Origin of the sequence: Microbacterium sp. NPDC091382 (assembly GCF_044757025.1) — a bacterium.
Taxonomy (GTDB): domain Bacteria; phylum Actinomycetota; class Actinomycetes; order Actinomycetales; family Microbacteriaceae; genus Microbacterium.
Window position 1 is genome coordinate 87,656 of sequence record NZ_JBIVUD010000001.1, and the last position, 17,772, is coordinate 105,427.

Below are 17,772 nucleotides of genomic sequence, written 5' to 3' on the forward strand. Positions count from 1 at the left end.
GCGTGTCCTCTCAAGAAATGGGGGTCGGGGTGACGCCGAATCGGGCGAGACCCGAGGCGCCCCCGTCGGGCGCCGTGAGCACCCAGATGCCTCCATCGTGCACCGCGACGCTATGTTCCCAATGGGAGCCGTCCTCGCCGTCGACGGTACTGACGGTCCAGTCATCGTCCTCGACCAGGGTCGCCTCGTCGCCGGCGACGATCATCGGCTCGATCGCGACGCAGAGTCCCGGACGCACGTCCGGTCCGAGGTCGGCGACACGGTAGTTGAAGACCGTCGGACCCTCGTGCATCTTGCGGCCGATTCCGTGACCGACGTAGTCGCGGAGGATGCCGTAGCCCTCCCCCGACGACTCGACGTAGGTCTGCACGGCGTCACCGATCTCACCGACACGCGACGCAGCGGCGAGGGCGGCGATGCCCGCCCAGAGCGACCCCTCGGTCACGTCCGACAGGCGCTGACGCCGCTCGACGAGTTCAGGACGATCCGGGTCCGGGATGACGATGGTGATCGCCGAGTCGCCGTTCCACCCCTCGAACTGCGCACCGCAGTCGATCGAGACGATGTCACCGGGCTGCAGGACGCGTTCACCGGGGATGCCGTGGACGACCTCCTGGTTCACGGAGATGCACGTGGTGTGGCGGTAGCCGCGGACGAGCTGGAAGTTCGACTCCGCTCCCCGGGCGAGGATCGCCTTCTCCGCGATCGCGTCGAGCTCGGCCGTCGTCACTCCGGCGCGGACGGCAGGACGCACGGCGTCGAGCGCCGCGGCCGTGATCAGCCCCGGCTCCACCATCGCGCGCAGCTGCGCGGGGGTCTTGTAGATCGAGCGGCGGAAGACCATCAGGCGCTGATGCCGCGCGCGGCCAGTGCCGCGGTGATCCGCGCGGTGATCTCGTCGAGCGAGCCCACGCCGTCGACCTCGTCGACGATGCCGCGGTCGCGGTACACATCGAGGATCGGCGCGGTCTCCGACTCGTAGATCGACAGGCGCTTCGCGATCGATTCCTCGTTGTCGTCGGCGCGGCCCTGCTCGGCGGCCCGGCGCGAGAGGCGGGCGATCGACTCATCGCGGGGAACGGACAGCTCGATGACCGCGGTGAGCGGTTCGCCGCGACCGTCGAGGAACGCGTCGAGGTCTCCGACCTGGCCCAGGTTGCGCGGATACCCGTCCAGCAGGAAGCCGTGCGCGGCATCCTCCTGCGACAGCCGGTCGCGGACGATCTCGCTGGTCAGCTCATCGGGAACGAGGTCGCCGGCGTCGATGAGCGCCTTGACCTTGAGCCCCAGCTCGGTGCCGTCCTTCACGTTCGCGCGGAAGACGTCGCCGGTGGAGATGGTCGGGATGCCGAGCAGGTCGGCGATCCGGGCCCCCTGCGTCCCCTTGCCCGAGCCTTGCGGGCCGATGATCAGGAGGCGGGCGGGGGTCTGCGTCATCGGAGGAGTCCTTCGTAGTGGCGCTGCTGGAGCTGGGCGTCGATCTGCTTCACGGTCTCGAGACCGACACCGACGATGATGAGGATCGACGCGCCGCCGAACGGGAAGTTCTGGTTGGCACCGACCGTCGCCAGGGCGATGAGCGGGAGCAGGGCGATGAGACCCAGGTAGATGGAACCCGGCAGGGTGATGCGGGTCAGGACGTAGTCGAGGTACTCGGCGGTGGGACGACCTGCACGGATGCCCGGGATGAACCCGCCGTACTTCTTCATGTTGTCGGCGACCTCGACCGGGTTGAACGTGATCGCGACGTAGAAGTAGGTGAACCCGATGATCAGCAGGAAGTACACCGCCATGTAGAGCGGGTGGTCGCCGTTGACGAAGTTCGCCTGGATCCACGAGACCCAACCGGGGACGCTGCCGTCGGCCGACGGGTTCGCGTTGAACTGCGCGATGAGGGCCGGGATGTACAGCAGCGACGACGCGAAGATGACGGGCACGACACCGGCCATGTTCACCTTGATCGGGATGTACGTGTTGCTGCCGCCGAGGGTGCGACGGCCGACCATGCGCTTGGCGTACTGGACCGGCACGCGCCGCTGCGACTGCTCGACGAAGACGACGAGGGCGACGGTCGCGACGCCGACGGCGAGCACGAGGAGGAAGATCTCGAAGCTGCGGGCGACGGCGATGCTCCACAGCGCGGAGGGGAAGGTCGCGGCGATCGAGGTGAAGATCAGGAGCGACATGCCGTTGCCGATGCCGCGCTCGGTGACGAGCTCGGCCATCCACATGATGAGGCCGGTACCGGCGGTCAGCGTCACGATCATGAGCAGCTGCGCCCACCAGGCCTCATCGGTGAGGAGCTGCTGGCACTCGGGGACGCCGGTGATGCCGAAGAGCTGACCCGAGCGGGCGACGGTGACGAGCGTGGTCGACTGCAGCAGCGCCAGCGCGATCGTGAGGTAGCGGGTGTACTGGGTCAGCTTGGCCTGACCGGCCTGGCCTTCCTTGTACAGCGTCTCGAAGTGAGGGATCACGACGCGCAGGAGCTGGACGATGATCGTGCCCGTGATGTAGGGCATGACGCCCAGGGCGAAGATCGACAGCTGCAGCAGCGCGCCACCCGAGAACAGGTTGACGAGCGAGAGGAGCCCCTCGGTGGACCCGGACTGGTCCAGACAGGTCTTCACGTTCGGGAAGTCGACGAACGGAGCCGGGATGTGCGCGCCGAATCGATAGATGGCGATGATGCCGAGCGTGAAGCCGATCTTCCGACGCAGATCCGGAGTGCGGAAGACCCGCGCGATAGCGCTGAACAAAGGGATTTCCTCCAGTGGGATGCCGGGCGCGTCGGGGCGCGCCGCATTCCAACATACGGCAACAGGGGCCGGAGGTTACCCTCCGGCCCCTGGCACGTGATTACTTGATCGAACCGCCAGCGGCGACGATCTTCTGCTCGGCCGATCCCGAGACCTTGTCGACGGAGACCGTCAGCGCGACCGAGATGTCGCCGGTGCCGAGCACCTTGACCTTCTCGTTCTTGCGGACGGCGCCCTTGGCGACCAGATCCGTGATGGTGACGTCGCCACCATTGGGGTACAGCTCCGCGAGCTTGTCGAGGTTGACCACCTGGTACTCGACGCGGAACGGGTTCTTGAACCCGCGCAGCTTCGGCGTACGCATGTGGAGGGGCATCTGCCCACCCTCGAAGCCCACCTTGACCTGGTAACGAGCCTTCGTACCCTTGGTACCGCGGCCCGACGTCTTACCCTTCGAGCCCTCACCGCGACCAACACGGGTCTTCGCGACGTTGGCACCGGGGACCGGACGCAGGTGGTGGACCTTCAGCACGCCGGGGCGCGCCGCATCCTTCTTCGGGGCAGCCTTGTCGGCGGCGGGCTTGGCCGCAGCCTTCCGGGTTGCCGGCTTCTTGGCCTTGGGCTCGACGGCCTCGACCGTCTCGTCCTTCTTCTCAGCCATCAGTCGATCTCCTCAACCTTCACGAGGTGCGCGACGGTCTTGATGTAACCGCGCGTCTGCGCGTCATCCGGACGAACGACCGAGTCGTTGATCCGCTTCAGACCGAGCGAACGCAGCGTGTCACGCTGGTTCTGCTTTTCGCTCACCTTGGACTTGACCTGGGTCACCTTCAGACGAGCAGCCATCATGCACCCACCTTTGCAGCCTTGGCAGCGTCAGCCTCGGCACGGACCAGACGCGCGGGCGCGACCTGGTCGAAGTCGAGACCACGACGAGCGGCGACGGCGCGCGGCTCCTCGAGCGACTTCAGCGCCGCGACGGTCGCGTGCACGATGTTGATCGTGTTCGACGAGCCCAGCGACTTCGACAGGACGTCGTGGATGCCGGCGCACTCGAGGACGGCGCGGACCGGACCACCGGCGATGACACCGGTACCGGCAGCGGCCGGACGGAGCAGCACGACACCGGCAGCAGCCTCACCCTGGACGGGGTGCGGGATGCTCGAGCCGACGCGGGGGACGCGGAAGAAGTTGCGCTTGGCCTCTTCGACACCCTTCGAGATGGCGAGGGGGACCTCACGCGCCTTGCCGTAGCCGACGCCGACGAGACCGTTGCCGTCACCCACGACGACGAGCGCCGTGAAGCTGAAGCGACGACCGCCCTTGACGACCTTCGACACGCGGTTGATCGTGACGACGCGCTCCAGGAACTGGTTGTCGCCGCGGTCGCGCGAGTTGCGGTCGCGGGTCTGGCTGCGCTCGCGGCCACCGCGGCGCGGCTCGCGCTCACGCTCGGCGGGCGCCTCGGCCGTAGCCGCAGCCGCAGCCGGCTGCTCGGTCGCGGTCACTTCGTTCTCCTTGTTCTCGGTCACAGGTTCAGACCTCCTTCGCGAGCGCCATCGGCGATCGCAGCGACGCGGCCCGCGTAGCGGTTACCGCCGCGGTCGAACACGACCGTCTCGATGCCGGCTGCCTTGGCACGCTCAGCGACGAGCTCGCCGACCTTGCGGGCCTTGGCGGTCTTGTCACCCTCGAACGTGCGCAGGCCCGACTCGAGGGTCGAGGCGGAAGCCAGCGTGGTGCCCTTGCTGTCGTCGACGAGCTGAACGAAGACGTGGCGGGCGGAGCGGGTCACAACGAGACGCGGACGCACCTCGGTGCCCACGATCTTCTTGCGAAGACGGGCGTGACGACGCGAACGTGCGTCGGACTTCGACTTGAGAGCCATGGTTACTTACCACTCTTTCCGGCCTTGCGGCGAACGACCTCGCCCGCGTACCGCACACCCTTGCCCTTGTACGGCTCGGGCTTGCGGATCTTGCGGATGTTGGCAGCTGCCTCGCCGACGGCCTGCTTCGAGATACCGGCGACGGTGAGCTTGTTGTTGCCCTCGACGGTGAGCGTGATGCCCTCCGGAGCCTCGACCAGAACGGGGTGCGAGAAGCCGAGAGCGAACTCGACCGCCGTGCCCTTCTGAGCGACGCGGTAACCGGTGCCGACGACCTCGAGGCCCTTGGTGTAGCCCTGGGTCACGCCGATGATGTTGTTGTTGATGAGGGTGCGGGTCAGCCCGTGGAGAGCACGCGACTCGCGCTCGTCGTCGGGACGGGAGACCAGAACCTGGTTCTCCTCGACCTTGACCTCGATGGGCCGTGCCACGGTGAGGTTCAGTTCACCCTTGGGGCCCTTGACGGCGACGTCCTGGCCGGAGACCGAAACGGTCACGCCGGCGGGGATGTCGATGGGAAGACGTCCAATACGCGACATGTCAGATCACCACACGTAGGCGAGGACTTCCCCGCCGACGCCCTTCTGCTCGGCCTGGCGGTCCGTGAGGAGGCCAGAGGAGGTGGACAGGATCGCGACACCGAGGCCACCGAGGACCTTGGGAAGCTCGTTCGACTTCGCGTAGACACGGAGGCCGGGCTTCGAGACGCGCTTGATTCCGGCGATCGACCGCTCGCGGTTCGGGCCGTACTTGAGGGTGAGGGTGAGGGTCTGGCCGACACGAGCGTCGGAGACCTCCCAGCCGGAGATGTAGCCCTCCTGCTGGAGGATCTCGGCGATGTGCGTCTTGAGCTTCGAGCTCGGCAGCGCGACGGAGTCGTGGTGCGCGGAGTTCGCGTTGCGCAGACGGGTCAGCATGTCTGCGACCGGGTCTGTCATCGTCATAAGTGTGTTCCTTTAGTCATGAGGTTTCGACTGCCGTTACACGACAGGCGACCTTCTATGAATGAGCGATATTCAGTTGTGCAGTCGTTCGGCCCCGGAGCACGCCCCGAGGCCGAACGATCGATCTTATCGGATCACGCCTGAGCGTCGGCCGACTTGAACGGGAAGCCGAGGTGCTTCAGCAGCGCCCGACCCTCGTCGTCCGTCTTCGCCGTCGTCACGATCGTGATGTCGAAACCGCGGACACGGTCGATCTTGTCCTGGTTGATCTCGTGGAACACGGACTGCTCCTGGAGACCGAAGGTGTAGTTGCCGTTGCCGTCGAACTGGGCGGCCGAAAGTCCGCGGAAGTCGCGGATGCGGGGCAGCGCCAGGTTGACGAGGCGGTCGACGAACTCCCACGCGCGGTCACCGCGAAGGGTGACGTGGGCGCCGATGGGCTGTCCCTCGCGCAGCTTGAACTGCGCGATCGACTTGCGAGCCTTGGTGACGACCGGCTTCTGGCCGGTGATCTTGGTGAGGTCGTCGACCGCACCATCGATCACCTTGCTGTCGCGCGCAGCCTCACCGACACCGGTGTTGACGACGACCTTGACGAGACCGGGGATCTGCATGACGTTCGAGTAGCCGAACTCTTCCTGCAGAGCCTTCTTGATCTCGCTCTGGTACTTCTGCTTCAGGCGGGGCTGGATCTTGCCAGCCGCCGCGGCAGTTGCGTTGCTCATGTTCAGAGGTCCTTGCCGCTCTTCTTGGCGTAACGGACGCGGACGGTGCGCTTGACGCCGTCCTTGGTCCGCTCCTCGACGCGGTGACCGACACGGGTCGGCTTCTTGGTCGAGGGGTCGACCAGCGCCACGTTGGAGATGTGGATCGGGGCTTCCATCGTCTCGATGCCGCCCGTCTTGGTGCCGCGCTGCGACTGTCCGACGCGGGTGTGCTTCGTGACGTAGTTCACGCCCTGCACGACGACGCGGTTCTGCTCGACGAGGACCTCGAGGACCTCGCCCTGCTTGCCGCGGTCGCCACCCTTGTCCTGCTTGCGGCCGCTGATGACCTGAACCAGGTCACCCTTCTTGATGTGCGCCATGATCAGATGACCTCCGGTGCCAGCGAGACGATCTTCATGAACTTCTTGTCGCGAAGCTCACGGCCGACCGGGCCGAAGATGCGGGTGCCGCGGGGCTCCCCGTCGTTCTTCAGGATGACGGCGGCGTTCTCGTCGAACTTGATGTACGAACCGTCGGGACGACGGGTCGACTTGACGGTGCGGACGATGACGGCCTTGACCACATCGCCCTTCTTGACGTTGCCGCCGGGGATCGCGTCCTTGACGGTCGCCACGATGACGTCACCCACACCCGCGTAACGGCGGTTGGAGCCACCGAGGACGCGGATCGTGAGGAGTTCCTTGGCGCCGGTGTTGTCGGCGACCTTGAGGCGAGACTCGTTCTGGATCATTGCTTACTTCGCCTTCTCGAGAATCTCGACCAGGCGCCAGCGCTTCGTGGCGCTGAGCGGACGGGTCTCGTTGATGAGGACGAGGTCGCCGATGCCCGCGGTGTTCTGCTCGTCGTGAGCCTTCACCTTGGACGTACGACGGATGACCTTGCCGTAGAGGGGGTGCTTCACGCGGTCCTCGACCTCGACGACGATCGTCTTGTCCATCTTGTCGCTGACGACGTAGCCACGGCGGGCCTTGCGGTACCCACGGGCGTTGACGTCGCGGACGTCGTGCTCGGACGACTCGTGACCAGCGGTCACGGTCGCCTCGGCGGCATCCTTCTTCTCAGCCATCACTCGGCCTCTTCCTTCGCGGCCTCAGCGGACTCGTCCGCCTTCTTGGCCTTGCTCTTCTTCGCCTTGGTGGCCGTCTCGACCGGGGCGGGGGTGGCACGGATGCCGAGCTCCCGCTCACGGATGACGGTGTAGAGCCGCGCGATGTCGCGCTTGACCGCACGGATGCGGCCGTGGCTCTCGAGCTGGCCGGTGGCCGACTGGAAGCGCAGGTTGAACAGCTCTTCCTTGGCCTTGCGCAGCTCCTCCACGAGGCGCTGGTCTTCGAACGTGTCCAGCTCGCTCGGGGCGAGCGTCTTGGTGCCGACAGCCATTACGCGTCGCCCTCCTCGCGCTTGATGATGCGTGCCTTGAGCGGCAGCTTGTGAATGGCACGGGTCAGGGCCTCGCGAGCGAGCTGCTCGTTGACGCCCGCGACCTCGAAGAGGACGCGACCCGGCTTGACGTTGGCGACCCACCACTCGGGCGAACCCTTACCGGAACCCATGCGGGTTTCGGCCGGCTTCTTGGTGAGCGGACGGTCGGGGTAGATGTTGATCCACACCTTTCCACCACGCTTGATGTGACGCGTCATGGCGATACGAGCGGACTCGATCTGACGGTTCGTCACGTACGCGGGGGTCAGCGCCTGGATGCCGAACTCACCGAAGCTGACCGTGGTGCCGCCGGTGGCGGCGCCGTCACGCTTGGGGTGGTGCTGCTTGCGGTACTTGACCTTGCGGGGAATAAGCATCAGGCAGACGCTCCTTCTGCGACGGGGGCCTCGTTGCGGGGGCCACGACGGCGGTCGCCACCGCGGTCGTCACGACGTGACTTCGGCGCGTTGGCCTGCTCGCGAGCGAGCTCCTTGTTGGTGAGGTCGCCCTTGTAGATCCAGACCTTCACGCCGATGCGGCCGAAGGTGGTCTTGGCCTCGTAGAAGCCGTAGTCGATGTTCGCGCGCAGCGTGTGCAGGGGCACACGGCCTTCGCGGTAGAACTCCGACCGGCTCATCTCAGCGCCGCCGAGACGGCCGGAGACCTGGATGCGGACACCCTTGGCACCGGCGCGCTGAGCGCCCTGGAGACCCTTGCGCATCGCGCGGCGGAAAGCCACACGGGCGGAGAGCTGCTCGGCGATGCCCTGGGCGACCAGCTGAGCGTCGGCCTCGGGGTTCTTGACCTCGAGGATGTTCAGCTGGATCTGCTTGCCCGTGAGCTTCTCGAGGTCCGCGCGGATGCGCTCGGCCTCGGCGCCGCGGCGGCCGATCACGATGCCCGGACGGGCGGTGTGGATGTCGACGCGGACGCGGTCACGCGTGCGCTCGATCTCGATGTTGCTCACGCCGGCACGGTCGAGCGACGTCGTCAGGAGACGACGGATCTTGACGTCCTCGGCCACGTAGTCGGCGTAACGCTGTCCGGGCTTGGTGGAGTCCGAGAACCAGCGCGACACGTGGTCGGTGGTGATGCCGAGGCGGAAGCCGTACGGGTTGACCTTCTGTCCCATTACTTGCTCGCCTTCTTGGTGTCAGCCGCTGCAGTGTCCGCGACCTCGGGGGTCGAGAGCACCACGGTGATGTGGCTGGTGCGCTTCTTGATCTGGAACGCGCGACCCTGGGCGCGGGGCTGGAAACGCTTGAGCGTCGTGCCCTCGTCCACGTAGGCGTTCTTCACGTACAGATCCTGGTCGTCCAGGAACTCGTTGTCCTTGTCGGCCTTCACACGAGCATTCGCGACCGCGGAGGCCACGAGCTTGTAGATGGGCTCGCTGGCACCCTGGGGAGCGAACTTCAGGATGGCGAGAGCCTCCTGAGCCTGCTTGCCCTTGATGAGCGCGACGACACGACGAGCCTTCTGAGGGGTCACGCGGATGTGCTTCACGCGTGCGATGGATTCCACCATTACTACTCCTCCTCTTCCTCTCTCTGAGAGCGCCACCGCCTTAGCGGCGACGACCCTTCTTGTCGTCCTTCTCGTGGCCGCGGAAGGTGCGGGTGGGCGCGAACTCGCCCAGCTTGTGACCGACCATGGTCTCGGACACGAACACGGGGATGTGCTTGCGTCCGTCGTGCACGGCGATGGTGTGTCCCAGCATGGCGGGGATGATCATCGAACGGCGCGACCAGGTCTTGATGACGTTCTTGGTACCGGCTTCGTTCTGCGAGACGACCTTGCGAAGCAGGTGCTCGTCGACGAAGGGGCCCTTCTTAAGGCTGCGAGGCATCTTCCTCTACTCCTACTTCCGCTTCTTGCCGGCGTTGCGACGGCGAACGATCAACTTGTCGCTTTCCTTGTTGGGGTGCCGGGTACGACCCTCGGCCTGGCCCCAAGGAGTGACGGGGTGACGTCCACCGGAGGTCTTACCCTCACCACCACCGTGCGGGTGGTCGACCGGGTTCATGGCGACACCACGCACGGTCGGGCGGATGCCCTTCCAGCGGTTGCGGCCGGCCTTACCCCAGTTGATGTTGGACTGCTCGGCGTTGCCGACCTCGCCGATCGTCGCGCGGCAGCGCGCGTCGACGTTGCGGATCTCGCCCGAGGGCAGACGGAGCTGCGCGTACGGGCCGTCCTTCGCCACGAGGCGGACGGACGCACCGGCCGAGCGCGCCATCTTCGCGCCGCCGCCGGGGCGGAGCTCGATGGCGTGGATCACGGTACCGGTGGGGATGTTGCGCAGCGGCAGGTTGTTGCCGGGCTTGATGTCAGCGCCGGCACCCGACTCGACGATGTCACCCTGCGACAGCTTGTTCGGGGCGAGGATGTACCGCTTCTCACCGTCGAAGTAGTGCAGCAGCGCGATACGCGCGGTCCGGTTGGGGTCGTACTCGATGTGAGCGACCTTGGCGTTGATGCCGTCCTTGTCGTTACGACGGAAGTCGATGACGCGGTACTGGCGCTTGTGGCCACCACCGATGTGACGGGTCGTGATGCGGCCCTGGTTGTTGCGACCACCGGTCTTCGCCAGCGGGCGAAGGAGCGACTTCTCGGGCGTCGACCGCGTGATCTCAGCGAAGTCGGCGACCGACGAACCGCGACGACCGGGGGTCGTGGGCTTGTACTTGCGAATAGCCATGTCTCTAGTCCTCTATCCCAGCTGTCAGCCGACGGCCGTGAAGATGTCGATGGTGCCCGACTTCAGGCTCACGATGGCGCGCTTGGTGTCCTTGCGCTTACCGGTGCCGAAACGGGTGCGGCGGGACTTGCCCGGGCGGTTGAGCGTGTTCACCGACGCGACCTTGACGCCGAAGATCTTCTCGATGGCGAGCTTGATCTCGGTCTTGGTGGCGCGCGGGTCCACGAGGAACGTGTACTTGCCCTCGTCGATGAGCCCGTAGCTCTTCTCGGAGACGACCGGCTTCAGGATGATGTCGCGCGGGTCCTTGTTGACGGCGGTCATGCCGAGACCTCCTCGGTGGAGCCGGCCTTCGCAGCGACGAACGCGTCGTAGGCGGCCTTGGTGAAGACGATGTCGTCGGAGACGAGCACGTCGTAGGCGTTGAGCTGGTCGAACGTGAGCACGTGGACGTACGCGAGGTTGCGGACGCTCTTGACGCTCAGCTCGTCATCACGGGTGATGACGACCATGACGTTCTTGGTCGGCGCGAGCTGAGCCAGAACCGCGGCAGCAGCCTTCGTCGAGGGCGCGCCCTCGATGCCGAACGAGTCGATGACGTGCAGACGGCCGCCGCGAGCACGGTCGCTGAGCGCACCCAGGAGGGCGGCGGCGACCATCTTCTTGGGGGTGCGCTGCGAGTAGTTGCGCGGCTTCGGTCCGTGGACGATGCCACCACCGGTCATGTGCGGCGCGCGGATCGAGCCCTGACGGGCGTTACCCGTGCCCTTCTGCTTGAAGGGCTTGCGGCCGGCGCCGGAGACCTCACCGCGACGCTTGGTCGAGTGGGTGCCCTGGCGAGCCGCCGCGAGCTGCGCGACGACGACCTGGTGGATGAGGGGGATGTTCGTCTTGACGTCGAACAGTGCGGCGGGCAGCTCCACGGAGCCGGCCTTCTTGCCGTCTGCCTTCACGACGTCGAGCGCGAGAGTCGAGTCAGCCATGATCAGGCACCCTTCACTGCGTTGCGGACGTAGACGATGCGGCCACGAGCACCGGGGACGGCGCCCTTGACGAGCAGCAGACCCTTCTCGGCGTCGACGGCGTGCACCGTGAGGTTGAGGACGGTCACGCGCTCGCCACCCATACGGCCGGCCATGCGCATGCCCTTGAAGACGCGGCTCGGGGTCGACGATGCGCCGATCGAACCGGGCTTGCGGTGGTTGCGGTGCGCACCGTGCGAAGCCGAGACGCCCTTGAAGTTGTGACGCTTCATGACACCGGCGAAGCCCTTGCCCTTGCTGGTGCCGACGACGTCGACCAGCTGGCCGGCCTCGAAGGTGGCGTCGACGGTGAGCTCCTGACCGAGTGAGTAGTCAGACGCATCCGCCGTGCGCACCTCGGTGAGGTGACGACGCGGGGTCACACCAGCAGCCTCGAAGTGAGCCGACTGGGGCTTGTTGACCTTGCGGGGGTCGATCTGGCCGTAAGCGATCTGAACGGCGTTGTAGCCGTCGCGCTCGGGCGTGCGCACCTGGGTCACCACGTTGGGGGCGACTTCGATGACGGTGACGGGAACGACCTTGCCGTTCTCGTCCCAGACCTGGGTCATGCCGAGCTTGGTGCCCAGCAGGCCCTTGGAAACCTTGGAGTTGATGTCAGCCATGATGATCGACCTCAGAGCTTGATCTCGATGTTGACGTCGGCCGGGAGGTCGAGGCGCATCAGCGAGTCGACGGCCTTGGGCGTCGGGTCGATGATGTCGATGAGGCGCTTGTGGGTGCGCATCTCGAAGTGCTCGCGGCTGTCCTTGTACTTGTGCGGCGAACGGATCACAGCGACCACGTTCTTCTCGGTCGGAAGGGGCACCGGGCCCACGACCGTCGCGCCCGCACGGGTCACGGTGTCGACGATTTTGCGTGCCGACGAGTCGATGACCTCGTGGTCATACGACTTCAGGCGAATGCGGATCTTCTGTCCCGCCATTGTCTGCTCACTCTCTTTCTCGCGTCGTACCTCGAGGGCATTGGACGCACGGGGCGCTTACGCGCCGGGCACTTCTCCCCGCCCGGAGGCGAGGTGATCGGCACCGCTGTTCTGATGTCATTCCGCAGGGCGACCTGCGGCATCCCGTTCCCCCGCGCACGCATGCGAACGAATCCGTTTCCGGAGCGGAGTGTGGGGATGTGGTGTTCTGCTGCCCGCGGCCTAGGCTTCTCGCCTATGCACTGCCCTGGCAGTGATCCCGCGCAGAGCGCAGGAATGTGGAACCTGTACAGTCTACGTGCCGTTCGGGCGTGTCGCAAACCCGGGCGTGTCGCGCATCCGGGTACGCTCCTCGCCACGCACGAGAAAGGGTCGGATGCCGCGGCATCCGACCCTTTCAGAGGCTGAGATCACTCGTTGCCGATGCGCCGATCCACGTTGTCGCGGACCTCGTCCACCTTCGCGTCGACGGAGTCGGGGGCGACCTTCTTGACGAAGTCGGCCGCCGCATCGAGGACCCTGTCGCTGACGTCCTCGGCCTTGTCCGACTTCAGGTTCTTCTCGATCTCGTCCTTGTGCTGCTCGAGGAACTGCTTCCCCTTGCCCACGATGTCGTCGATTCCCATGCTCTTCCTCATCTCCGTCGATGCCCGCGCGGGTGCCGCGGCGCCGTCAGTCTAAAGTCGTCGGGACCTGCGCGGCACCCCTTGCGGAAACGACGAAGGGCCGGGCCCGAAGGCCCGACCCCTGTCGGTGAGTCCGAAGGACTTACTTGATGATCTTGGTCACCGTGCCGGCGCCAACGGTGCGGCCACCCTCACGGATCGCGAAGCCGAGTCCGTCTTCCATGGCGATGGGCTGAATGAGCTCCACCGTCATGTCCGTGGTGTCGCCGGGCATGACCATCTCGGTGCCCTCGGGCAGCGAGATGACGCCGGTCACATCCGTGGTACGGAAGTAGAACTGCGGACGGTAGTTCGTGTAGAAGGGGTTGTGACGGCCACCCTCCTCCTTCGAGAGGATGTAGGCAGTGCCCTCGAAGTTGGTGTGCGGCGTAACCGAACCCGGCTTCACGACGACCTGGCCACGCTCGACGTCGTCGCGCTTGAGACCACGGAGGAGCAGACCACAGTTCTCGCCGGCCCAGGCCTCGTCGAGCTGCTTGTGGAACATCTCGATACCCGTGACCGTGGTCTTCTGCGTCGGGCGGATGCCGACGATCTCGACCTCGGAGTTGATGGCGAGGGTGCCACGCTCGGCGCGACCGGTGACGACCGTTCCACGACCGGTGATCGTGAAGACGTCCTCGATCGGCATGAGGAAGGGCTTGTCCTTGTCACGCACGGGGTCGGGGATGTTCTCGTCCGCGGCGTCCATGAGGTCGAGGATCGACTGGACCCACTTCTCGTCGCCCTCGAGCGCCTTGAGGCCCGAAACGCGGACGACCGGAGCGTCCTCGGCGAAGCCCTGCGATGCGAGGAGCTCCGAGACCTCGAGCTCGACGAGCTCCAGGATCTCCTCGTCCTCGACCATGTCGGCCTTGTTGAGCGCGACCATCAGGTACGGCACGCCGACCTGCTTGGCGAGCAGCACGTGCTCGCGCGTCTGCGCCATCGGGCCGTCGGTGGCGGCGACCACGAGGATCGCGCCGTCCATCTGGGCGGCACCGGTGATCATGTTCTTGATGTAGTCAGCGTGACCCGGGGCGTCGACGTGTGCGTAGTGACGCTTCGGGGTCTCGTACTCGACGTGCGAGATGTTGATCGTGATACCACGCTGACGCTCTTCGGGAGCCGAGTCGATCGACGCGAAGTCACGCTGCACGTTGGTGGCCGACGGGAACTTGTCGGCGAGCACCTTCGAGATGGCAGCGGTGAGCGTGGTCTTGCCGTGGTCGACGTGACCGATCGTTCCGATGTTGACGTGCGGCTTGGTCCGCTCGAACTTGGCCTTGGCCACTGGGTCCTCCTCAGGACTGTCGTGTAGTCGTCCGGGCGCTGGATTGCGACCGGATTTCTACGGGGATGTTGTCAGTGTAGTTGACGTGACGATATTCAGTTTGGGCGGATGCCGGGGGCCGGGCCCCCGGCATCCGAAGAGCGGGTGTTACTCGCCCTTGGTCTTCTGGACGATCTCGTCGGCCACCGCGCGCGGGACCTCGGAGTAGCTGTCGAACTCCATCGCGTAGACCGCGCGACCCGAGGTCTTCGAGCGCAGGTCGCCGATGTAGCCGAACATCTCCGACAGGGGGACGAGGGCGCGGACGATCTTGATGCCGGCACCGTCCTCCATGGACTGGATCTGACCACGGCGGGAGTTCAGGTCGCCGATGACGTCGCCCATGTACTCCTCGGGAGTACGGACCTCGACGGCCATGAGCGGCTCGAGCAGCACGGGGCTCGCCTTGCGGACGGCCTCCTTGAAGCCCATCGAGCCGGCGATCTTGAACGCCATCTCGGACGAGTCGACGTCGTGCGAGGCACCGTCGAGCAGAACCGCCTTCACACCGACCATGGGGAAGCCGGCGAGCACACCGACCTGCATGGCGTCCTGGAAGCCCTGGTTGGTGGGCTCGATGTACTCGCGCGGGATGCGGCCACCGGTGACCTTGTTCTCGAACTCGTAGATCTTGTCCGGGGTGACCTCGAGGGGCTCGAGGGCGAACTGGATCTTCGCGAACTGACCCGAACCACCGGTCTGCTTCTTGTGCGTGTAGTCGTGACGCTCGACGGTCTTCTTGATCGTCTCGCGGTACGCGACCTGCGGCTTGCCCACGTTGGCCTCGACGCGGAACTCGCGCTTCATGCGGTCCACGAGGATGTCGAGGTGCAGCTCGCCCATGCCCTTGATGACGGTCTGGCCGGTCTCGGGGTTGAGCTCGGTGCGGAACGTCGGGTCCTCTTCGGCCAGCTTCTGGATCGCGATGCCCAGCTTCTCCTGGTCGGCCTTGGTCTTCGGCTCGATGGCGACCTCGATGACGGGCTCGGGGAACGTCATCGACTCGAGCACGACGGGCTCGGCCGGGTCGGCGAGGGTGTCACCGGTGGTGGTGTCCTTCAGGCCGATGACGGCGTAGATGTTGCCCGCGGTGACGGCGTCGACCGGGTTCTCCTTGTTGGCGTGCATCTGGAAGATCTTCCCGATGCGCTCCTTCTTGCCCTTGGTCGAGTTGATGACCTGCGCACCCGAGTCGAGCTGACCCGAGTAGACGCGGATGTAGGTCAGACGACCGAAGAAGGGGTGGACGGCGACTTTGAAGGCCAGCGCGGCGAACGGGTCGCCTGCGTCGGGGTGACGCTCGATGACCTTCTCCTCGTCCTTCGGGTCGTGCGCCTCGATGGCGGGCACGTCGAGGGGCGAGGGGAGGTAGTCGACGACCGCGTCGAGCATGGGCTGAACGCCGCGGTTCTTGAACGCCGAGCCGCAGAGCACGGGGTAGAGCTCACCGGCGACGGTCATCTTGCGGATGGCGCCCTTGATCTCGGCGATGGAGAGCTCCTCACCGCCGAAGAACTTCTCGAGGAGTTCCTCGTCGCTCTCGGCGACGGTCTCCAGCAGCTGCTGGCGGTACTCCTCGGCACGGTCCTTGAGGTCCGCGGGAATCTCCTGGACCTCGTACTTGGCGCCCATGGTCACGTCACCCTTGGCATCGCCGGGCCAGACCAGTGCACGCATCTCGACGAGGTCGATGACGCCGATGAAGTCGTTCTCGGCACCGATGGGGAGCTGGAGCACGAGCGGCTTGGCGCCGAGGCGCTTCACGATGGTGTCGACGGTGAAGTAGAAGTCAGCGCCCAGCTTGTCCATCTTGTTGACGAAGCAGATGCGGGGGACGTCGTACTTGTCGGCCTGACGCCAGACGGTCTCGGACTGGGGCTCGACGCCCTCCTTGCCGTCGAAGACGGCGACGGCGCCGTCGAGGACGCGGAGCGAGCGCTCCACCTCGACGGTGAAGTCGACGTGACCGGGGGTGTCGATGATGTTGATCTGGTTCTTGTTCCAGAAGCAGGTCACGGCGGCGGACGTGATCGTGATGCCGCGCTCCTTCTCCTGCTCCATCCAGTCGGTGGTCGAGGCGCCGTCGTGGGTCTCGCCCAGCTTGTGGTTGACACCCGTGTAGAAGAGGATGCGCTCGGTCGTCGTCGTCTTGCCGGCATCGATGTGCGCCATGATGCCGATGTTGCGGACCTTGTTGAGGTCGGTGAGCACTTCTTGTGCCACGGGGTGTCCTTACGTGTAGTGACGGATGTCGCGGGGTGACCGGCCGGGGGTTGCCCGGCCGGTCACCGAGGTGCTGATTACCAGCGGTAGTGCGCGAAGGCGCGGTTCGACTCGGCCATCTTGTGGGTGTCTTCGCGGCGCTTCACCGCGGCACCGAGGCCGTTCGAGGCATCCAGGATCTCGTTCTGGAGGCGCTCGGTCATGGTCTTCTCACGGCGACCCTTCGCGTACGAGACGAGCCAGCGCAGCGCGAGAGTGTTCGCACGGTGCGGCTTGACCTCGACGGGAACCTGGTAGGTCGAGCCACCGACGCGGCGGCTCTTGACCTCAAGGGTGGGGCGGACGTTGTCGAGCGCCTTCTTGAGCGTTGCGACGGCGTCCTGGCCGTTCTTCGCCTCGACGCCCTTGAGGGCGTTGTAGACGATGGCCTCGGCGATGGACTTCTTGCCATCGACGAGGATCTTGTTCACCAGCTGGGTGACGATCGGAGCACCGTAGACCGGGTCGTTGACGACGACGCGGCGGGGTGCGGGTCCCTTGCGAGGCATCTAACTCAACCCTTCTTGGCGCCGTAGCGGCTGCGAGCCTGCTTACGGTTCTTGACGGCCTGGGTGTCCAGGGCGCCGCGGACGATCTTGTAACGCACACCGGGGAGGTCCTTCACACGACCACCGCGGACGAGCACCAGCGAGTGCTCCTGCAGGTTGTGACCCTCACCGGGGATGTAGGCCGTGACCTCGGTCCCGTTGCGGAGCTTCACACGGGCGACCTTGCGCATGGCCGAGTTCGGCTTCTTGGGCGTGGTCGTGTACACGCGGGTGCAGACACCCGCCTGCTGCGGGTTCGCCTTCAGGGCGGGCGCCTTGGTCTTCGAGACCTTGGGCGAGCGACCCTTGCGAACCAACTGCTGAATGGTTGGCACGTTCTCTCCTTGTCGATCTGCGCGCGGCTCTCGCCTCGCACAGGTGCTGCACGGTGACAGCGTTCGTGGTTTCACCACAGATCCATCGGCTTGCCGCGATTGCGACGAACGGGATGATGGATATGCCGTGGGGGTGGCCTGTTCGCAGGCCCTGTCCCTGTGTGCGTCCGCCTCGCCTGCTCCGCACCGAGGCACGTCGCATGGCGCGCGCGTGCGCACACC

The 17,772-nt window shown here is 65.8% G+C and carries 28 protein-coding genes; all 28 read right to left on the minus strand.

Annotated elements, in window-relative coordinates:
- Window positions 1-10: 10 nt before the first annotated feature.
- Window positions 11-844, minus strand: coding sequence for a type I methionyl aminopeptidase (map, locus tag ACIQLK_RS00410; RefSeq protein WP_400362009.1), 834 nt, complete (start codon window positions 842-844; stop codon window positions 11-13).
- The gene (locus tag ACIQLK_RS00415) at window positions 844-1,437 is read right to left on the minus strand and encodes an adenylate kinase (RefSeq protein ID WP_400362011.1); all 594 of its coding nucleotides are present in this window, start codon (window positions 1,435-1,437) and stop codon (window positions 844-846) included. Before ACIQLK_RS00415 ends, map begins: the two co-directional genes overlap by 1 nt.
- Window positions 1,434-2,759 (minus strand): preprotein translocase subunit SecY, encoded by a 1,326-nt coding sequence (gene secY, locus ACIQLK_RS00420; RefSeq protein WP_065570939.1) that lies wholly within the window; start codon window positions 2,757-2,759, stop codon window positions 1,434-1,436. Before secY ends, ACIQLK_RS00415 begins: the two co-directional genes overlap by 4 nt.
- Window positions 2,760-2,859: 100 nt before the next feature.
- The gene (gene rplO / locus ACIQLK_RS00425) at window positions 2,860-3,420 is read right to left on the minus strand and encodes a 50S ribosomal protein L15 (RefSeq protein ID WP_400362013.1); all 561 of its coding nucleotides are present in this window, start codon (window positions 3,418-3,420) and stop codon (window positions 2,860-2,862) included.
- Entirely contained in the window at window positions 3,420-3,605 is a 186-nt protein-coding gene (gene rpmD, locus ACIQLK_RS00430) for a 50S ribosomal protein L30 (RefSeq protein WP_020098644.1), read from the minus strand. The genes rplO and rpmD overlap by 1 nt, the downstream gene beginning before the upstream one ends.
- A complete protein-coding gene (rpsE, locus tag ACIQLK_RS00435) occupies window positions 3,605-4,291 on the minus strand; it encodes a 30S ribosomal protein S5 (protein ID WP_065570941.1) in 687 nt (228 codons plus the stop codon). The genes rpmD and rpsE overlap by 1 nt, the downstream gene beginning before the upstream one ends.
- Entirely contained in the window at window positions 4,288-4,647 is a 360-nt protein-coding gene (rplR, locus tag ACIQLK_RS00440) for a 50S ribosomal protein L18 (protein WP_065570942.1), read from the minus strand. Before rplR ends, rpsE begins: the two co-directional genes overlap by 4 nt.
- A 2-nt stretch (window positions 4,648-4,649) precedes the next feature.
- Window positions 4,650-5,186, minus strand: a complete 537-nt coding sequence (rplF, locus tag ACIQLK_RS00445; protein ID WP_400362016.1) for a 50S ribosomal protein L6 — start codon at window positions 5,184-5,186, stop codon at window positions 4,650-4,652.
- Between the two features lie 6 nt (window positions 5,187-5,192).
- Complete coding sequence (rpsH, locus tag ACIQLK_RS00450; RefSeq protein ID WP_018187339.1) at window positions 5,193-5,591, minus strand: 30S ribosomal protein S8; 399 nt, start codon at window positions 5,589-5,591, stop codon at window positions 5,193-5,195.
- Between the two features lie 134 nt (window positions 5,592-5,725).
- Window positions 5,726-6,316, minus strand: a complete 591-nt coding sequence (gene rplE, locus ACIQLK_RS00455; protein WP_400362017.1) for a 50S ribosomal protein L5 — start codon at window positions 6,314-6,316, stop codon at window positions 5,726-5,728.
- Window positions 6,317-6,318: 2 nt separating this feature from the next.
- Window positions 6,319-6,678: a 50S ribosomal protein L24 gene (rplX, locus tag ACIQLK_RS00460; RefSeq protein ID WP_065570944.1), complete on the minus strand. Its 360-nt coding sequence runs from the start codon at window positions 6,676-6,678 to the stop codon at window positions 6,319-6,321.
- A gap of 2 nt (window positions 6,679-6,680) precedes the next feature.
- Window positions 6,681-7,049 (minus strand): 50S ribosomal protein L14, encoded by a 369-nt coding sequence (gene rplN, locus ACIQLK_RS00465; protein WP_064003326.1) that lies wholly within the window; start codon window positions 7,047-7,049, stop codon window positions 6,681-6,683.
- 3 nt (window positions 7,050-7,052) lie between these two features.
- Complete coding sequence (rpsQ, locus tag ACIQLK_RS00470; protein WP_400362020.1) at window positions 7,053-7,385, minus strand: 30S ribosomal protein S17; 333 nt, start codon at window positions 7,383-7,385, stop codon at window positions 7,053-7,055.
- Entirely contained in the window at window positions 7,385-7,699 is a 315-nt protein-coding gene (gene rpmC / locus ACIQLK_RS00475; RefSeq protein ID WP_018187344.1) for a 50S ribosomal protein L29, read from the minus strand. The genes rpsQ and rpmC overlap by 1 nt, the downstream gene beginning before the upstream one ends.
- Window positions 7,699-8,118, minus strand: coding sequence for a 50S ribosomal protein L16 (gene rplP / locus ACIQLK_RS00480; protein ID WP_217528404.1), 420 nt, complete (start codon window positions 8,116-8,118; stop codon window positions 7,699-7,701). Before rplP ends, rpmC begins: the two co-directional genes overlap by 1 nt.
- The gene (rpsC, locus tag ACIQLK_RS00485) at window positions 8,118-8,873 is read right to left on the minus strand and encodes a 30S ribosomal protein S3 (RefSeq protein WP_018187346.1); all 756 of its coding nucleotides are present in this window, start codon (window positions 8,871-8,873) and stop codon (window positions 8,118-8,120) included. Before rpsC ends, rplP begins: the two co-directional genes overlap by 1 nt.
- The gene (gene rplV / locus ACIQLK_RS00490) at window positions 8,873-9,268 is read right to left on the minus strand and encodes a 50S ribosomal protein L22 (RefSeq protein ID WP_065570946.1); all 396 of its coding nucleotides are present in this window, start codon (window positions 9,266-9,268) and stop codon (window positions 8,873-8,875) included. Before rplV ends, rpsC begins: the two co-directional genes overlap by 1 nt.
- Before the next feature lie 40 nt (window positions 9,269-9,308).
- Complete coding sequence (gene rpsS, locus ACIQLK_RS00495; protein ID WP_018187348.1) at window positions 9,309-9,590, minus strand: 30S ribosomal protein S19; 282 nt, start codon at window positions 9,588-9,590, stop codon at window positions 9,309-9,311.
- Between the two features lie 12 nt (window positions 9,591-9,602).
- The gene (gene rplB / locus ACIQLK_RS00500) at window positions 9,603-10,442 is read right to left on the minus strand and encodes a 50S ribosomal protein L2 (protein WP_036309862.1); all 840 of its coding nucleotides are present in this window, start codon (window positions 10,440-10,442) and stop codon (window positions 9,603-9,605) included.
- Window positions 10,443-10,466: 24 nt separating this feature from the next.
- On the minus strand, window positions 10,467-10,766 hold the full coding sequence (rplW, locus tag ACIQLK_RS00505; RefSeq protein ID WP_064003330.1) for a 50S ribosomal protein L23: 300 nt from the start codon (window positions 10,764-10,766) through the stop codon (window positions 10,467-10,469).
- Window positions 10,763-11,425, minus strand: coding sequence for a 50S ribosomal protein L4 (gene rplD / locus ACIQLK_RS00510; RefSeq protein ID WP_064003331.1), 663 nt, complete (start codon window positions 11,423-11,425; stop codon window positions 10,763-10,765). The genes rplW and rplD overlap by 4 nt, the downstream gene beginning before the upstream one ends.
- Window positions 11,426-11,427: 2 nt before the next feature.
- Window positions 11,428-12,087, minus strand: coding sequence for a 50S ribosomal protein L3 (gene rplC / locus ACIQLK_RS00515; RefSeq protein WP_065570948.1), 660 nt, complete (start codon window positions 12,085-12,087; stop codon window positions 11,428-11,430).
- A gap of 11 nt (window positions 12,088-12,098) precedes the next feature.
- Window positions 12,099-12,407 (minus strand): 30S ribosomal protein S10, encoded by a 309-nt coding sequence (gene rpsJ, locus ACIQLK_RS00520; RefSeq protein WP_040162964.1) that lies wholly within the window; start codon window positions 12,405-12,407, stop codon window positions 12,099-12,101.
- A gap of 410 nt (window positions 12,408-12,817) precedes the next feature.
- Entirely contained in the window at window positions 12,818-13,033 is a 216-nt protein-coding gene (locus ACIQLK_RS00525; protein WP_400362024.1) for an Rv0909 family putative TA system antitoxin, read from the minus strand.
- A 142-nt stretch (window positions 13,034-13,175) separates the two neighbouring features.
- Window positions 13,176-14,366: an elongation factor Tu gene (gene tuf / locus ACIQLK_RS00530; RefSeq protein WP_184215322.1), complete on the minus strand. Its 1,191-nt coding sequence runs from the start codon at window positions 14,364-14,366 to the stop codon at window positions 13,176-13,178.
- Between the two features lie 147 nt (window positions 14,367-14,513).
- Complete coding sequence (gene fusA, locus ACIQLK_RS00535; protein ID WP_400362027.1) at window positions 14,514-16,628, minus strand: elongation factor G; 2,115 nt, start codon at window positions 16,626-16,628, stop codon at window positions 14,514-14,516.
- A 77-nt stretch (window positions 16,629-16,705) separates the two neighbouring features.
- A complete protein-coding gene (gene rpsG / locus ACIQLK_RS00540) occupies window positions 16,706-17,176 on the minus strand; it encodes a 30S ribosomal protein S7 (protein WP_018187368.1) in 471 nt (156 codons plus the stop codon).
- Window positions 17,177-17,181: 5 nt separating this feature from the next.
- Window positions 17,182-17,550 (minus strand): 30S ribosomal protein S12, encoded by a 369-nt coding sequence (gene rpsL / locus ACIQLK_RS00545; RefSeq protein ID WP_018171438.1) that lies wholly within the window; start codon window positions 17,548-17,550, stop codon window positions 17,182-17,184.
- Between the last annotated feature and the right edge of the window lie 222 nt (window positions 17,551-17,772).

Excerpts from the sequence above, each read along its gene's own strand:
- map (WP_400362009.1), bottom strand. The coding sequence starts at position 844 with ATGGTCTTCCGCCGCTCGATCTACAAGACCCCCGCGCAGCTGCGCGCG.
- ACIQLK_RS00415 (WP_400362011.1), bottom strand. The coding sequence starts at position 1,437 with ATGACGCAGACCCCCGCCCGCCTCCTGATCATCGGCCCGCAAGGCTCG.
- rplO (WP_400362013.1), bottom strand. The coding sequence starts at position 3,420 with ATGGCTGAGAAGAAGGACGAGACGGTCGAGGCCGTCGAGCCCAAGGCC.
- rpmD (WP_020098644.1), bottom strand. The coding sequence starts at position 3,605 with ATGGCTGCTCGTCTGAAGGTGACCCAGGTCAAGTCCAAGGTGAGCGAA.
- rplR (WP_065570942.1), bottom strand. The coding sequence starts at position 4,647 with ATGGCTCTCAAGTCGAAGTCCGACGCACGTTCGCGTCGTCACGCCCGT.
- rplF (WP_400362016.1), bottom strand. The coding sequence starts at position 5,186 with ATGTCGCGTATTGGACGTCTTCCCATCGACATCCCCGCCGGCGTGACC.
- rpsH (WP_018187339.1), bottom strand. The coding sequence starts at position 5,591 with ATGACGATGACAGACCCGGTCGCAGACATGCTGACCCGTCTGCGCAAC.
- rplE (WP_400362017.1), bottom strand. The coding sequence starts at position 6,316 with ATGAGCAACGCAACTGCCGCGGCGGCTGGCAAGATCCAGCCCCGCCTG.
- rplX (WP_065570944.1), bottom strand. The coding sequence starts at position 6,678 with ATGGCGCACATCAAGAAGGGTGACCTGGTTCAGGTCATCAGCGGCCGC.
- rplN (WP_064003326.1), bottom strand. The coding sequence starts at position 7,049 with ATGATCCAGAACGAGTCTCGCCTCAAGGTCGCCGACAACACCGGCGCC.
- rpsQ (WP_400362020.1), bottom strand. The coding sequence starts at position 7,385 with ATGGCTGAGAAGAAGGATGCCGCCGAGGCGACCGTGACCGCTGGTCAC.
- rpmC (WP_018187344.1), bottom strand. The coding sequence starts at position 7,699 with ATGGCTGTCGGCACCAAGACGCTCGCCCCGAGCGAGCTGGACACGTTC.
- rplP (WP_217528404.1), bottom strand. The coding sequence starts at position 8,118 with ATGCTTATTCCCCGCAAGGTCAAGTACCGCAAGCAGCACCACCCCAAG.
- rpsC (WP_018187346.1), bottom strand. The coding sequence starts at position 8,873 with ATGGGACAGAAGGTCAACCCGTACGGCTTCCGCCTCGGCATCACCACC.
- rplV (WP_065570946.1), bottom strand. The coding sequence starts at position 9,268 with ATGGTGGAATCCATCGCACGCGTGAAGCACATCCGCGTGACCCCTCAG.
- rpsS (WP_018187348.1), bottom strand. The coding sequence starts at position 9,590 with ATGCCTCGCAGCCTTAAGAAGGGCCCCTTCGTCGACGAGCACCTGCTT.
- rplB (WP_036309862.1), bottom strand. The coding sequence starts at position 10,442 with ATGGCTATTCGCAAGTACAAGCCCACGACCCCCGGTCGTCGCGGTTCG.
- rplW (WP_064003330.1), bottom strand. The coding sequence starts at position 10,766 with ATGACCGCCGTCAACAAGGACCCGCGCGACATCATCCTGAAGCCGGTC.
- rplD (WP_064003331.1), bottom strand. The coding sequence starts at position 11,425 with ATGGCTGACTCGACTCTCGCGCTCGACGTCGTGAAGGCAGACGGCAAG.
- rplC (WP_065570948.1), bottom strand. The coding sequence starts at position 12,087 with ATGGCTGACATCAACTCCAAGGTTTCCAAGGGCCTGCTGGGCACCAAG.
- rpsJ (WP_040162964.1), bottom strand. The coding sequence starts at position 12,407 with ATGGCGGGACAGAAGATCCGCATTCGCCTGAAGTCGTATGACCACGAG.
- ACIQLK_RS00525 (WP_400362024.1), bottom strand. The coding sequence starts at position 13,033 with ATGGGAATCGACGACATCGTGGGCAAGGGGAAGCAGTTCCTCGAGCAG.
- rpsG (WP_018187368.1), bottom strand. The coding sequence starts at position 17,176 with ATGCCTCGCAAGGGACCCGCACCCCGCCGCGTCGTCGTCAACGACCCG.